We start from the raw sequence: 13,300 nt of genomic DNA on the forward strand, positions 1-13,300 counted from the left end.
GTCAGTAACATGCCGATTTTAGTTATTATTTTGTTCCAAGCGATAAAGCCAGGCCAATAATTCTGCTACAGCAACATAGAGCTGAGGAGGAATCCTGTCATCCAGATCAATTTGCATCAGTAATGCTACTAACTCCGTCGATTCATGCACGTAGATACCTGATTCTTTGGCGAGTTTAATAATTTCTTGTGCGATCAACCCGCGTCCTTTTGCGATCACCTTGGGTGCGGCTTGTCCTTCGCGGTATGCAAGTGCTACAGCCTTAAGATTCGCTTCATTCTCAGTCATTGTGATGTATGTCAAGTGACTGAATTGCAAGACCTGCTGTGTGCATGTTTTTTTTGAGATGAATTTGGTTTGTCTTAAGTAGTTGGGCGGTTTGATTACTTTCTGTATTCATTGAAACCCGAATCTCCCGGAAGTTAAGCGATAGGGATATTGTAATTTTTCCGAGTTCCGGCAGTGTCAGGCTTAATTTTGTTTTCCATTGATTTGTTGCATTCCCATCGATATTTTTGTGAGTCGCATTATCTTCATAAATATGCCATTGTATTTGCTGTCCATTCCATATTTCGCCATTCCAGACGATATGGCTAGTTTCCAAAGTCAAAAGTTGTTGCTGGACAAGTGATAAACTTTGTGAGTTAACTGGCATAGCCGAAGTTGTTGCTGAGGTAACCGTAGAAGACGCGCTTTTTATTTTTCCTTGTGGTTCTTGTTGCAGTTCTTCAAGTTTATGTTTGCCGTTAATCCATTTTGACAAATGGGATTCATAGAATAACCCACTTTGCTGAATTGTTTTCTGCAATAACAAAGGTAATTCGGGGCTTTTTATAGATGAACTGGTAAGTATTGAAGTATTATTGATGGGCATGCTTGAGGGTGTGGACTGTCCTGTATCTTGTGTTAGGCCATTCAGGAATCTTCCAGTTGTACTGATTGTGGCATTATTCTTTATAGTATTAATGAAGTTTTCAGGTTGTAGAACAAATCTAAGTTTGGGTTGATGTGATATGAATACAAGTTCTATTTTGTCACCCGGTTTTATTTTTTCTGGTAGATGCATCTGAAATAATTTATTTGAAATCAGTACATTGAAATTTCCGTTACTGAGGCGCGTATCGACAACGGCCTGATATTTCTGGCCTTGTATAAAATCGTGCGAGGTATTTCTAGAATCGGCTGCGGTTAAAACTGATGTAACAGCTGCAACTGGTTTGATGGGTGTAACTGTATTTACTTGCGTTTGTTGTGAAAGTTGGTCAGTTTTTGTAGTGATAGGAATCATGATTGTGATTGCATCGAAAAACTTTTCCTTTGTTTGCGTATACTATAAAAACAAACAAGGATTTAGGCTGGACTAGTAAAAAATATGGCCGTTCTCATAAGCTTGTTGCAGATTTCGTTTGCGTTCGCTTGTGCAGAGAATATCTTGTAATTTTTCCATCCAAGGCTCGGTAATTGACCTGATTTGTGCATCATCATCAAGTACTTGATGAATAATTTTTAATTTTTGTTGTTGTTGTTCGTGATTTAATACCGGTTCTTGCGCATTGATTTTGAGTTCATTTGTTAATCGTTTGCATTCCTGCTCTAACTTTACCAATTTGTCCCAATCGCTATTCTGTGCAGCTACTAGCATTTTGTGCGTGGTAGCTAGAATATCTTCGTATATATTAATAACTTGTGAGCTATTCATTTTGTGGGAACCTTCTGGTATGTGCGTGAATATGATCAAATGGTAATTTTTATTTTTTGTGATGAATATCACCTGTGTTTTCTATGCTATGGCTTTCCATGCATCATGTAATTCATTTAATAATTGGCTAACTTCGTTGATGATCTCAATATCGTTGTTGAGATTTGCAATTAATAAGCGATTAGTCATATAGTCATAGAGCGCCTGAAGATGAAGCGCTAATTCACCGCCTGCGTTCATGTCCAAGCTGGCTTTTAAGCCATGATCAATAATCATGATTGCTTTTGAAAGCATCTCGCCCTTTTTGGCAATTTCATTGTGGCGTATATGCAGCTTAGCTTTTGCAAGTGCTTCCTGTACGCCTTCAAACAACATTAGGATTAATTTATGTGGATTGGCTGACTCAACGCCTGTTTCAACGCCTATCTTCTGGTATGCAGAAATAGGGCTAGTCGTGGTTGCGTACATTAATTCTTCCTTTAAGAATGTTTCTAATTAATTGTTCGGTGTTAGAACTAATTATTATCAATCGTCGGTAGTCTGGATAACTGCTGCTGTAAAAAATTACTTGTTTGTGTCATGCTGGCAATCATGGTATCTAAAGCAGAAAACTGCGCGCGTATTCGCGCTTCAATATCATCGAGACGTCGAAATAAAACTTCACGCTGATCATTAATATCATCGATTTTTGAATTTAATCCATCAATCCGGTTATCGATTAGTTTGCCGTCAAACATTTTGGTAATGGCTTGGTCGAGTTTCGCTGCAAATCCGTGTGCAAAATCAATTGCTCCACGTGAGCCGGTGCTGCCCCCCGTGATTTTGATGACCAGGCCATTACTGTCACCCGTTCCAGTTAGGAATTGTCCGGAGCCTGTGGCACTAACACCATTGATAGTGCCAACCACATCCAAGCCAGCAGTTTCGATGGCTGTGCCAAATAAGTCCAGTTCTCCGTTTCCTCCCGTTATTTCTACAGAAGATGAAGAACCGTATTGGTCTGAAGTAATCGTTAGAACCCCGCCTGATTGTACAACTGTAACATTAATATTATTTGAGGAAAAAGTAGAATTACCATTAATTTTTGATTGTATTTCAGCTGCCAGTGAATCGTTATCATAATTCCCTGCCGCAAGTGTAATACTGTCACTAACACCATCAATAGTGAGATCAAGAGTGTCGTTAACGCCAGCGTTGATTGTGAGCGCGGTTGCAGTGGAAGCTGTAGCTGAACCTTGTGAAGCGATTTGAGTAATATCTAGCAAATAATTTCCATTTACAGTTTCTGGTGTTGCACTGACGAACGAAACCAAACTATCACTGGGTTTACCTACAGCCGCAAACAATGAGGATATATCTTTGCTTGCGTCATTGATAACCTCACTTAATTTGCTTGAGTCAAATTTAAGTGATCCATCATCCTGAAAAGAAACGCCGACTTCAGATAAAATCCTTAAACCACCTCCCGCAGTCTTTAATGGTTCAGAGAGTGCGTTACGCAACTGATTTTGTAATGATCTTACAGTGAAGTCACCTGTTAATATTGAAGCTTGCTTGGTTTCGGCGTTATATTTAGATAAATCAACTATGGTCTGGTTTAGGTCGTTATATGCATCGACAAAAGATGAAATGGATTTTTCAATTCCTGCAGTGCTTCGTGTAATGTTAAGCGTAGTCGTTGTGCCTATCTCAGCCTTTAATAAATTAAATGTGACACCTTCAATGGCATCTGTGATTTTGTTGGATGGCTTGCTAATCGGAATGCCATCAATAACCATCGTTGCATTGCTTGCGGCTACTGTTTCAGAAAGATTAGATATGCCACCTGTAGATGCATCATATGCAAGTTGAGAGAGACCTAAGTTGTCACTGTTATTTCCGTCGTCATCGGCGGTGGTTATTTTGATCGCATTACTTAAACCTGTGTCTTTAGAAGCAATTACCAAACGATCACCTGAGCCATCATTAACTATGCTTGCAGAAATTCCTGTATCAGATTGATTAATTGCATCGCGTATACCCGAAAGTGTTGAATTGGCAGGTGTGATTGTTATGGATTGCGCTGCTTTTTCCGGATTTAGTGTGAATGTGCCGCTATTATAGGTGCCAAACTGTATGGTAAGTGTTCCGCTTCCAATAGAGGTGTCGGGTGAGGAAAAATTGCTTGATTTTAGCTTCTGAGATTGTGCCATAGTCTGGATTTCGACATCATAGCTTCCGGTTATTGCTGATGAGTTTGCGCTGACACTAGCAAGTGATGTGTTAGCTAAGTTAGCAGAAATTGCGGAAAAATTTGCCGGACTAGTGAGTGTGGACAAGCTGCTTTGAAACGATGAGAGCGCCCCCTTGAGCGTGCCAAATGCTGTCAGTTGCGTTTGTTGCGTTGCTTCTTTAGCATCAAGTGCTATAAGTGGCCTGCGTTCGACCGCCATGAGCTGGCTGACAATGCCGTTAACATCTAATCCAGAGCCTATACCGGGTGTTGATAGCATTTTTCTTGTCCTTTCACAAATAATACGATGCTTTTAGGCTTCGTCATCTAGCAATAAACCTTGCAGTTTATCCAGTGTGCGTGCAATGGAAATGGCTTCCTGAGATGGAATTTGTCGAATGATTTCTTGAGTTTGCGCATCCATAACTTTTACAACGGTTTTGCCTGTATCTTCATCTATGGAGAATCGCAGGTTTTGTGCCATGTTATTTACGGTTTCTTGAATTTTTTCAACAGCTTGCTCTATAGGTACATCGATCCCGGAATTTTGTGCATTTTTGGGTGCGTTATTAGATTCCGTAGATACGGCTTTGCTATTTGCCACTTGTAAATTTTGCGAAGCTGGCAATGTAAGTATAGGCTGTGGGAGACTGCCTATTGCATCATGTATATGATTGATTGCCATGAGATAACTCCTTGAAATTCAATAAAGCACGGAATTTAAGAATTTAAGTTCCGTGCTTTATGTTTATACTCAATAAATTTTTAACGTAAAAGTGAAAGAACGTTATTGGGTAATGAATTTGCCTGAGCCAGAATCGCAGTGCCAGCCTGTTGCAAAATTTGACCGCGAGTCATGTTGGCTGTTTCGGCTGCAAAATCGGCATCTTGTATTCGGCTTCTTGATGCTGATAGGTTTTCAGCAGTGGTTTGCAAGTTTGCAATTGTCGACGAGAAACGATTTTGAATTGCACCTAAATCACCACGTGAACTGTTGATCTGCGCCAGTGCTGCGTCAAGTGTTTCGATTGCCGTTTGTGCGCCTGTTGCTGATGAAATATCTAGTGTGGCAACGGAATTAAATGCACTGGTTGATGCTCCAAACACATCAGCATTTCCATTGCCGACAGTAATTTGGCCAGCGGAACTTGAGAGTTCAACTGTACCGGTTGCAATTGCAGAGTCTGTTGCTGCGCCACCTGTCAAAGTGCGTGTTGTTACACCCGCAGTAAAATCTGCGGTTTTCGTTGCGCCTGAATTGTTGAAGTCTTGTAGTGCAATGTCTCTTCCGTCTGATGTTGTCAGTGTGATAGCCGATTTATTTGCTGGGTCTCCAAATGATGCCGTTACACCAGTTAAAGATTGCAATCCGTTAATTGCTGAGGCCAAACCGCTTAAATCGGATGTGTCCGTTACGTTTGCTGAAATGGAGTTGCCATTTAACGTCATTGTAACCGTACCTGCAGAACCGATATTGCCCAGCGTTGCACTATTGCTAGCTGTTGCTGTAACACCGATATTTGAAGCCGCTGAATTAATTGCTGCGGCGATAGTTTTGGCATCCGATCCTACAGCGTAGCTTATTGCGCCTGTAGCACCTTTATTTGTTGTTAGCACCAGATCAGCCTCTACTGTAACACCATTGCCACCTGAGACATCGGCTGCCGCAGCGGTGGCGGTTCCCATTGCAGTGCCATTGGTTGTTAATATATTGCTGCCAAGTGCTGTAGCGCGTGCATCACCAATAGAAGCGACGTCAATCGTTTGATTAGCATTGGCGCCTACCTGGAAGCTTTGACTTAAGAATGAACCATCCAGTAGATTCAATCCATTAAATTGTGTTTGACTGGCAACGCGAGTAATTTCTTGCGTTAATTGTGAGACTTCGGCTTGTAATGCTGCCCGATCACTAGCGCTATTGGTGGCGTTTGCAGATTGTATTGATAACTCACGAATTCGTTGCAGATTATTGCCGATTTCGCCTAATGCTCCTTCTGCAGTTTGTGCCAGAGAAATCCCGTCATTGGCATTACGTACAGCTTGATTGAGACCACGAATTTGTGATGTCATTCTTTCAGAAATCGCCAGACCTGCAGCGTCATCTTTTGCGCTGTTAATTCTGAGGCCAGAAGACAAACGCTCTAAAGATGTATTGAGCGAGGTTTGGGACATATTCAAGTTGCGTTGAGCGTTAAGTGATGCAATATTTGAGTTAATGATTTGTGGCATGCTAATTCTCCTTTTTAAATACTTTTATATGCTAATGTGTATAAATGGTTTTATTTCTATACGTTGGCTTAGTCCCGTAATTCAAGAGAGTGATTAACCACCGTTGTAGCTGTAATCGGTTGACTTTTTGGAAAGTTAAGTTTTTTGTTTTATATAGATTAACTTTCGCAAGTTTTTTTTGGATTATAATGTTTGGCATTAGTTATTTGTTTGTGGAGAATGTAAGTTTATTGTTATATTTTTCATGAAGTTATGTGTTTGTGGGTAATGGTTAAATTGATTTGGATCAAAGTGTAGATGGAAATTGGGTGATCAAAAGAAGAGTTTTGAAGATTTTGACAATTGAAAGCTCTGCTGCAAATGCTGATTTAATACATGCTGTATTAGTAGAAAGCGGATTGCAGCTGGATTCTTTATGGATAAATACAGCACATCAATTACGCAAAGCACTTAGGACAAGTGTGTGGGATATAGTGTTATCAAATACCAATTTGCCGCTGTTGAGCGCCGAAGATGTGTTGCAACTTTTAATGGATTATGGACATGATGTGCCTTTGATAATTGTTTCCGAGCAAGAAAACGAACAAATGGCTGTATCCCTAATGGAAAAAGGAGTCAACGATTATATTGTAAAAAAAAATCTGAAAAGGCTCGCGCCAATTGTTCGGCGTAGCTTGCGGGCAGCGGAAAATGCTAGGCGTATTAATATTACACAAGTTGCTTTGCAAAAAAGTGAGGCACGTTTTCGTGCAATTACCACTAACCTTCCTGTAGTCGTTTTTCAGTTTCTGATGACACCTGACCAAAATGAGAGTTTCCCATATGTAAGTAATGCATCTGAAACATTGTTAGGGTTATCCCCCCATACTTTGATGTCCAACGCAACATTGTTCTCAAGATTGATATTGCCTGATGATAAGAAGAATTATGAACGTTTATTAAAGGAATCAGCCGAGAAACTTTCTACCTTAAACTGGGAAGGTTGCATTCAGGTCAGAGGAGACCCCGATATAAAATGGATCAGTCTTCGTGCTACACCGAAAATGGCGGCTGACGGAGGTATTTTATGGGGTGGTATTATGATAAATATTACTCGAAATAAATTGACAGAAAGGGAAATAGCGCATTCTAGAGAGCAATTGGCTGAGCTGTCTTCATATTTACAGAAAGTTAAAGAGCATGAGCGTGCGCGAATTGCGCGCGAAATTCATGATGATATTGGTGGTACATTAACCGCGATCAAATGTGAGCTGGTGCCGTGTATGGATTCGACGCCACGATCTAGCGATTTTTATCAAAAAAAAGCGACCATAGTTGAGAATCTGGTTGATCACGTCATTGATAGTACACGGAGAATCTCAATGGATCTTCGGCCAGGCATTCTTGATTTTGGAATTGTTGCTGCTGCTCAGTGGCAGGCAAAGGAGTTTAGTCGCCGAACAGGTATTGTCGTGCATGTGTTATGTGAAGAAGAAGAGATTCTGCTGGACTCGGATTTATCCGTGGCCATTTTTCGTATTTTTCAGGAAATATTGACCAATATTTTTAAACACGCGCATGCGACAGATGTCTGGGTTCGGCTTGCGGAGTCTAAAGGAAAAATTGTTCTCGAAGTATCTGATAACGGCTGTGGAATTAATCCACGGGATATGAACAAGCAAGATTCATTTGGTATTAGAGGGATGCGCGAGCGCTGTCAGCAGTTAAAGGGAAGCTTTCAAATCTTGGGTGAACCCGGAAAAGGAACCAAGACAAGTATTCTAATACCGATTCAAGAGATGAAACCGCCATACCTGGATGATCCGGGGGACGCGTTAAATTCAGAATCTGATTTAGAAGCTAATCAGCATAGTTTCATGTCGATTAATGATCGGAGGAAACAATGATACATGTGATGATTGCTGATGATCATGCCATAGTGCGTCAAGGTTTAAAACAAATTTTGAATGAAACTGAAGATATCAGAGTTACGGGGGAAGCCGAGACTGGATTTCAGGCAATCAAAATTGTTCGTCAGCACGATTTCGATGTCATGTTGCTTGATATCTCGTTGCCAGACAGAAGTGGAATAGATGTTTTGAAGCAAATCAGGAAAGATAAACCGAATTTAGCGATACTGGTGTTGAGTATGCATAACGAACATGAATTTGCTATTCGTTCATTAAAAGCGGGTGCGGCGGGGTATCTGAACAAACAAAGTGCGCCTGCTCAACTTGTTACTGCTATCCGCCAGGTTGCATCGGGAGACAAATATGTTAGCTCGGTTGTTGCTCAGGAACTTGCCAATTCACTTCATTCAAATAGTGATCAACCGCTTTATACGATTTTGTCCGATCGTGAATTTCAGACACTGTGTCTAATTGCATCAGGTAAAACCTTGTCAGACATTTCTGCAGAAATGTTTTTAAGTCCAAAGACTGTAAGTGTCTATCGCTCACGGGTTTTAGAAAAGCTTAAGTTAAATAATAATTCGGAATTAATACGTTATGCGTTAAAAAATAAGCTTGTGGATTGACTTGTTGCTATTTTACAAATTCATACTTTTGATCCAGCTACGAGAAGTAGAAGTTTGGAGTTAACACTATATTTATAATTATAGTACATTGAATTTATTGCTTTTAATCTATACTGTAGTTAAAACTTTAATTGGTCGAATCAATATCACATCAATAATATTATTATTACGGATGAGATTATGCTTTCAAATGAGTGAAATATGGTTGTAATGTAATTTTGTTTATGAAGCGTGTCGGCACCAGCTAAGAAATATATTGCCTATTTGAGTAAAGAAGAGCATAAAACACTTACGAAATTGGTAAAAGCGGGAAAAGCTGCTGCTCACAAACGACAACGGGCACAAATTTTGTTAAAAGCGGACGTAAATCGCACAGGCGGTGGCTTTCTTGATCAAGGCATAGCCCGGTCACTTGATGTTTGCATCCGAACGATAGAGCGAATTCGGTAACGACTGGTTGAAAAAGGATTTGAGAAAGTTCTGGAAAGAAAACCTTGCAAGAGTTCCGGAGCGCCTCATTTGGATGGTGAGCAGGAAGCGCATTGGGTGGCATTGAACTGCTCGAAACCGCATAATGGACTCAACCGCGCCGGACACTGGAGTTATTGGCAAAGGTAACGGTGGTTTTAGAGTATATGGATACAGTTTGCCCTGAAACGGTGCGGAAGGTTTTAAAAAAAAACGGCATAAAACCCGGGCAACGTAAACGAATGGTGTATTCTCGCCAAAGAAAACGCTGAATTTGTTTGTGCAATGAAAAATGTGCTGTCCAGGCAATGTATGCGTGATCGCATGGCAGACAGACAATACTTGACTCGGGAAGTTGGCGCATGGGTAAAACGAAGAAACATGAAAAACTGCGAAATGAATTGGCGCGTTACAATGGAAGATACTCGCATTAAATTAACGTATCTTTATCTGTCATCATTTTAAGGTAGATGATGTACTCGTTTGTTTAATTACATGTATAAAACAATTTTTTATACAACAATTAAATCCAATTATTCTTTAGAGTATCACTAGGGTTGTGCACCTTCAAAAAATGCAGGAATTTGACCAAGAACTCGATACGCGCAACCTGGTTTGTCCGCTGCCGCTATTGCGCACTAAACAATCACTTGCTGGCATGACCAGTGGACAGGTACTGAAAGTTGTGGCTACAGATCCAGGTGCAGAAATTGATTTTCAGGTTTTTGCCGAGCAAACGGGTAATGAGCTGGTATCGATGTTCGAAGCAAACATGGAATATGTTTTTTTTCTGAAGAAAAGATGATTTTTTTCAGAATCATTTCTATTAGATCGATATTGCCAATTTCCAGCAACCATGTGGTGTAGATTTCAAAGCTTTGATTTTGAATCCGGATTAATTGTAAGCGTTTAGCCCCACCATCTGGAAAGCAGATCTCATTCTGGTTAACTTCAAATATTTATTGGAGGATAACCAATGACAACCCAAGAGCAACAGATACGTCATATCAAAGTATGGCAGGCGAGCGGCTTGTCGCAGGCGGCCTATTGTCGTGAACAAGGATTGAATAGCAAGACATTTGGGAATTGGTTGCGGATTTATCGTGATGTGCAGAAACACAATCAACAAACTTCGTTGATACCGGTGAAGATCACGTCAACTGCACCGGTTTCAGATTATTTGAAACTGCGCTGTTCAGGCGGTCATATACTTGAGTCACATACCTCCGGCAAAGCCGGAGGCTTGATTTTATGAACCGCTCAAAGCGGATTATTTAGTCGGTCCTTAAAATATCCTCAAGTGCATGATATTAATAGCGATTATTAGGGTTTTTGCTGTTCAAAACGACCAGAAAATGCTAAAACAATCGCTTGTTTCTGGTCAAAATGGTGATTTATAGATGCTCACACCCAGCAAAACTTTTCATCAACCCAGTTTGTTTGAAACAGATCTGTTGTTACAGCTTGATCCTTCCGATTCGTTGCTCAAACTATCAGCCGTTATCCCCTGGCACGTGTTTGACGAAGCGTTTAGCGTTCATTACACCGAAGGCATCGGCGCGCCCAGCAAACCAATTCGCCTGATGGTAGGATTGTTGATCCTGAAGCAACTGGAGAACTTGAGCGATGAAGCGGTAGTATTGCAGTGGAAGCGCAATCCGTACTACCAGGCTTTTTGCGGCATGAAAGAATTCCAACGCAGATTGCCTTGCCACAGCACGGAGCTGGTGCATTTTCGCAAGCGGATTGGCGCTGAAGGTGTTGAACGGATATTCCGGATGAGCGTTGGTTTGCATGGCTGTAAATCGGCATGTAAAACTTACCAGAATTTTCGGAAAATCGGCGTTGAAAAGTTTCCACTCTGAGATGATAAATTACCGGCATTTTGCTGGAGAACTTTGGAGTGATAGAGATGGATATAATTGCCGAAATCAGAAGGCGACATTTTGTCAGTAAAGAAAAAATCAGTTCAATTGCCCGTTCATTGGGGCTGTCCCGTCCTACAGTCAGGAAACATTTAAAGACGGAGGCTGAACCGGAATATCGGCGTCAAACGCAATGTGCGCCGAAGCTAGGAGAATTTAAAGCGTTATTGACCAGTTGGCTGGAAACAGAGGCATTGCTACCGCAAAAGCAGCGTCGAACAGCAATGCGATTATATGAAGGTTTGATAATTGAAGGTTATACAGGCGCTTATGACAGCGTTCGGCGTTTTGTAAAGCAGTGGAAAGCAGAGAACAAGGATACCCCGGCACCCAGGCAAACGTTTGTTCCTTTAGCGTTTAAACCCGGTGAAGTCTGTCAATTTGACTGGAGTCAGGAAGTTGTTGATCTGGGTGGGCGGGAACAAGTCGTCAAGGTGGCGCATTTTCGTTTGTGTTACAGCCGCAAGATGTTTGTCGTCGCTTATTTCAGGGAAGCGCAGGAGATGCTGATGGATGCGCATAATCGTGCATTTGCGTTCTTTGGTGGCGTGCCGCTGCAGATGGTTTAGACAATCCCAAGACAATTGTGGATGCGGTTTTGATGGGCAAAGAGAGAAAGTTTAATCGGCGGTTTATGGCATTGGCGAATCACTATTTGTTTGAACCGGTTGCCTGCACGCCGGCGGCCGGCTGGGAGAAAGGTCAGATAGAGAATCAGGTGGGTAATGTCAGAGAATGGCTGTTCACGCCGCGCATAAAGTTTGCAACGCTGGATGACTTAAACCGCTGGCTGGCGCAGCGTTGTCATGAGCTGTCAAACAGGAAGCATCCTGATTTTGCACAAACCATTGCGGAATGTTTTCAGCAGGAACAACCGTTATTGCGGCAAATCACAACACCATTTGCCGGTTATGTTGAGCACCTGATGAAAGTCTCCAGAACCTGCCTGGTGCGTGTTGACCGGAATCAGTACAGTGTACCGGCCCAATGGTCCGGGAAGGTGGTTTCGGTCAGAGTATTTGCCGGTCATCTTGATATTGTGGCGGAGGGAAAAGCGATTGCGACGCATCAACGCAATTTCCTGCGCGATCAGCTGATCTGTAATCCATGGCATTATTTGCCCGTGCTGGAGAAGAAACCCGGTGCTATCCGTCACGGCGCGCCATTCCAGAACTGGGAACTACCGGAATCGATCCGTCACGTACGTGAGAAACTTCAGAAGCAAGATAAAAATGAACGCGCTTTTGTTGATCTGTTGTTATTGACCCGCGAAGCCGGTCTTGATGCACTTGAGACAGCCTGTGAACTGGCGTTGGAATCCGGTGTTGTCAATGCCAGTGTGTTGCAGAATGCTATACGGCGTTTGATTGAACCAGTTCGTTCCAAGACATTGAATACCGGCGATACCTTACAACTAACCACTGAACCGCTGGCCGATTTCCAGCGTTACGATCATTTGCTTGGAAGCCGCCATGTCCACTGACTTGCTTACCCAACTCAAAGCATTGCATCTGTATGGCATGAGCGACGCCTGGTCTGAGTTAAGCGCTGAAATGCCGCAACGCAAGCAAATATCGCCGGAAACCGTATTAAGCCAACTGATCAATGCCGAAATAGCCGAACGCCAGCTACGCAGCCTGAAATACCAGATGAAGGCTGCAAAGTTTCCAATCCACCGCGACCTGGTGAAATTCGACTGGAATGAAACGCCACTCTCACGCCAACAGATAGAACAGCTCTCAACGGCTGCTTTTATGGATGATGCACATAACCTCATCCTGGTCGGTGGCACCGGTACCGGCAAAACCCATTTGGCCACAGCACTGGGCGTTGCCGCTATTCATCATGGCAAACGCATTCGATTCTTCAACGCTGTGGACTTGGTTAACCTGCTGGAGCAGGAAAAACAACTGAATAAAACCGGACACCTGGCCAGAAGGCTCATTCAGATTGACGCAGTCATCCTTGATGAACTGGGCTATCTGCCTTTCCCGGAATCAGGTGGCGCACTCCTGTTTCACTTGATCAGCCAGCTGTATGAGCGCACTTCACTCATTATAACGACCAACCTGAAATTCAGTGAATGGGTGCAGGTTTTTGGCGATGCCAAAATGACCACTGCATTGTTAGACCGTATTACACATCATTGCGACATCCTGGAAACCGGCAATGATTCTTACCGTTTCAAACATCGAAAACAATGTATAAAAACCAATTAACCAACTAAACAAGGTGGAAACTTTTCGACGCCG

General features: G+C 42.2%; 15 protein-coding genes and 1 pseudogene. 8 read left to right on the plus strand and 8 right to left on the minus strand.

The window, feature by feature from the left end; genetic code table 11:
* Positions 1 to 18: 18 nt before the first annotated feature.
* From MRK00_08710 to MRK00_08745, 8 genes and pseudogenes are all read right to left on the minus strand, one after another.
* On the minus strand, positions 19 to 288 hold the full coding sequence (locus MRK00_08710) for an EscU/YscU/HrcU family type III secretion system export apparatus switch protein (GenBank protein ID MDR4517454.1): 270 nt from the start codon (positions 286 to 288) through the stop codon (positions 19 to 21).
* A complete protein-coding gene (locus MRK00_08715) occupies positions 281 to 1,288 on the minus strand; it encodes a flagellar hook-length control protein FliK (GenBank protein MDR4517455.1) in 1,008 nt (335 codons plus the stop codon). The genes MRK00_08710 and MRK00_08715 overlap by 8 nt, the downstream gene beginning before the upstream one ends.
* A gap of 72 nt (positions 1,289 to 1,360) precedes the next feature.
* Positions 1,361 to 1,699, minus strand: a complete 339-nt coding sequence (locus MRK00_08720) for a flagellar protein FliT (GenBank protein ID MDR4517456.1) — start codon at positions 1,697 to 1,699, stop codon at positions 1,361 to 1,363.
* A gap of 81 nt (positions 1,700 to 1,780) precedes the next feature.
* Positions 1,781 to 2,167, minus strand: a complete 387-nt coding sequence (gene fliS / locus MRK00_08725; protein ID MDR4517457.1) for a flagellar export chaperone FliS — start codon at positions 2,165 to 2,167, stop codon at positions 1,781 to 1,783.
* A 47-nt stretch (positions 2,168 to 2,214) separates the two neighbouring features.
* Positions 2,215 to 4,191: a flagellar filament capping protein FliD gene (fliD, locus tag MRK00_08730; GenBank protein MDR4517458.1), complete on the minus strand. Its 1,977-nt coding sequence runs from the start codon at positions 4,189 to 4,191 to the stop codon at positions 2,215 to 2,217.
* A gap of 33 nt (positions 4,192 to 4,224) precedes the next feature.
* Positions 4,225 to 4,596 carry a flagellar protein FlaG gene (locus MRK00_08735; protein ID MDR4517459.1) on the minus strand — a complete coding sequence of 124 codons (372 nt, stop codon included), beginning with the start codon at positions 4,594 to 4,596 and terminating at the stop codon, positions 4,225 to 4,227.
* A gap of 80 nt (positions 4,597 to 4,676) precedes the next feature.
* Complete coding sequence (locus MRK00_08740) at positions 4,677 to 5,360, minus strand: flagellin (protein ID MDR4517460.1); 684 nt, start codon at positions 5,358 to 5,360, stop codon at positions 4,677 to 4,679.
* A gap of 309 nt (positions 5,361 to 5,669) precedes the next feature.
* A pseudogene (locus tag MRK00_08745) lies at positions 5,670 to 6,140 on the minus strand (flagellin).
* 281 nt (positions 6,141 to 6,421) lie between these two features.
* Here MRK00_08745 and MRK00_08750 point away from each other — a divergent pair.
* From MRK00_08750 to istB, 8 genes are all read left to right on the plus strand, one after another.
* Positions 6,422 to 8,026: a histidine kinase gene (locus tag MRK00_08750; GenBank protein MDR4517461.1), complete on the plus strand. Its 1,605-nt coding sequence runs from the start codon at positions 6,422 to 6,424 to the stop codon at positions 8,024 to 8,026.
* Complete coding sequence (locus MRK00_08755; GenBank protein ID MDR4517462.1) at positions 8,023 to 8,655, plus strand: response regulator transcription factor; 633 nt, start codon at positions 8,023 to 8,025, stop codon at positions 8,653 to 8,655. The genes MRK00_08750 and MRK00_08755 overlap by 4 nt, the downstream gene beginning before the upstream one ends.
* Before the next feature lie 1,042 nt (positions 8,656 to 9,697).
* Positions 9,698 to 9,928, plus strand: coding sequence for a sulfurtransferase TusA family protein (locus MRK00_08760; GenBank protein ID MDR4517463.1), 231 nt, complete (start codon positions 9,698 to 9,700; stop codon positions 9,926 to 9,928).
* Positions 9,929 to 10,099: 171 nt separating this feature from the next.
* Positions 10,100 to 10,378, plus strand: coding sequence for an IS66 family insertion sequence element accessory protein TnpB (locus tag MRK00_08765; protein MDR4517464.1), 279 nt, complete (start codon positions 10,100 to 10,102; stop codon positions 10,376 to 10,378).
* 145 nt (positions 10,379 to 10,523) lie between these two features.
* Complete coding sequence (locus MRK00_08770) at positions 10,524 to 10,988, plus strand: transposase (protein ID MDR4517465.1); 465 nt, start codon at positions 10,524 to 10,526, stop codon at positions 10,986 to 10,988.
* A 47-nt stretch (positions 10,989 to 11,035) separates the two neighbouring features.
* Entirely contained in the window at positions 11,036 to 11,617 is a 582-nt protein-coding gene (gene istA, locus MRK00_08775) for an IS21 family transposase (GenBank protein ID MDR4517466.1), read from the plus strand.
* Positions 11,618 to 11,634: 17 nt separating this feature from the next.
* Positions 11,635 to 12,531, plus strand: coding sequence for a hypothetical protein (locus MRK00_08780; protein MDR4517467.1), 897 nt, complete (start codon positions 11,635 to 11,637; stop codon positions 12,529 to 12,531).
* On the plus strand, positions 12,521 to 13,267 hold the full coding sequence (gene istB / locus MRK00_08785) for an IS21-like element helper ATPase IstB (protein ID MDR4517468.1): 747 nt from the start codon (positions 12,521 to 12,523) through the stop codon (positions 13,265 to 13,267). The genes MRK00_08780 and istB overlap by 11 nt, the downstream gene beginning before the upstream one ends.
* Positions 13,268 to 13,300: the final 33 nt, after the last annotated feature.

This window comes from Nitrosomonas sp. (assembly GCA_031316255.1).
Classification (GTDB): Bacteria; Pseudomonadota; Gammaproteobacteria; order Burkholderiales; family Nitrosomonadaceae; genus Nitrosomonas.

Excerpts from the sequence above, each read along its gene's own strand:
- MRK00_08710 (MDR4517454.1), bottom strand. The coding sequence starts at position 288 with ATGACTGAGAATGAAGCGAATCTTAAGGCTGTAGCACTTGCATACCGC.
- MRK00_08715 (MDR4517455.1), bottom strand. The coding sequence starts at position 1,288 with ATGATTCCTATCACTACAAAAACTGACCAACTTTCACAACAAACGCAA.
- MRK00_08720 (MDR4517456.1), bottom strand. The coding sequence starts at position 1,699 with ATGAATAGCTCACAAGTTATTAATATATACGAAGATATTCTAGCTACC.
- fliS (MDR4517457.1), bottom strand. The coding sequence starts at position 2,167 with ATGTACGCAACCACGACTAGCCCTATTTCTGCATACCAGAAGATAGGC.
- fliD (MDR4517458.1), bottom strand. The coding sequence starts at position 4,191 with ATGCTATCAACACCCGGTATAGGCTCTGGATTAGATGTTAACGGCATT.
- MRK00_08735 (MDR4517459.1), bottom strand. The coding sequence starts at position 4,596 with ATGGCAATCAATCATATACATGATGCAATAGGCAGTCTCCCACAGCCT.
- MRK00_08740 (MDR4517460.1), bottom strand. The coding sequence starts at position 5,360 with ATGACGTTAAATGGCAACTCCATTTCAGCAAACGTAACGGACACATCC.
- MRK00_08755 (MDR4517462.1), top strand. The coding sequence starts at position 8,023 with ATGATACATGTGATGATTGCTGATGATCATGCCATAGTGCGTCAAGGT.
- MRK00_08760 (MDR4517463.1), top strand. The coding sequence starts at position 9,698 with ATGCAGGAATTTGACCAAGAACTCGATACGCGCAACCTGGTTTGTCCG.
- MRK00_08765 (MDR4517464.1), top strand. The coding sequence starts at position 10,100 with ATGACAACCCAAGAGCAACAGATACGTCATATCAAAGTATGGCAGGCG.
- MRK00_08770 (MDR4517465.1), top strand. The coding sequence starts at position 10,524 with ATGCTCACACCCAGCAAAACTTTTCATCAACCCAGTTTGTTTGAAACA.
- istA (MDR4517466.1), top strand. The coding sequence starts at position 11,036 with ATGGATATAATTGCCGAAATCAGAAGGCGACATTTTGTCAGTAAAGAA.
- istB (MDR4517468.1), top strand. The coding sequence starts at position 12,521 with ATGTCCACTGACTTGCTTACCCAACTCAAAGCATTGCATCTGTATGGC.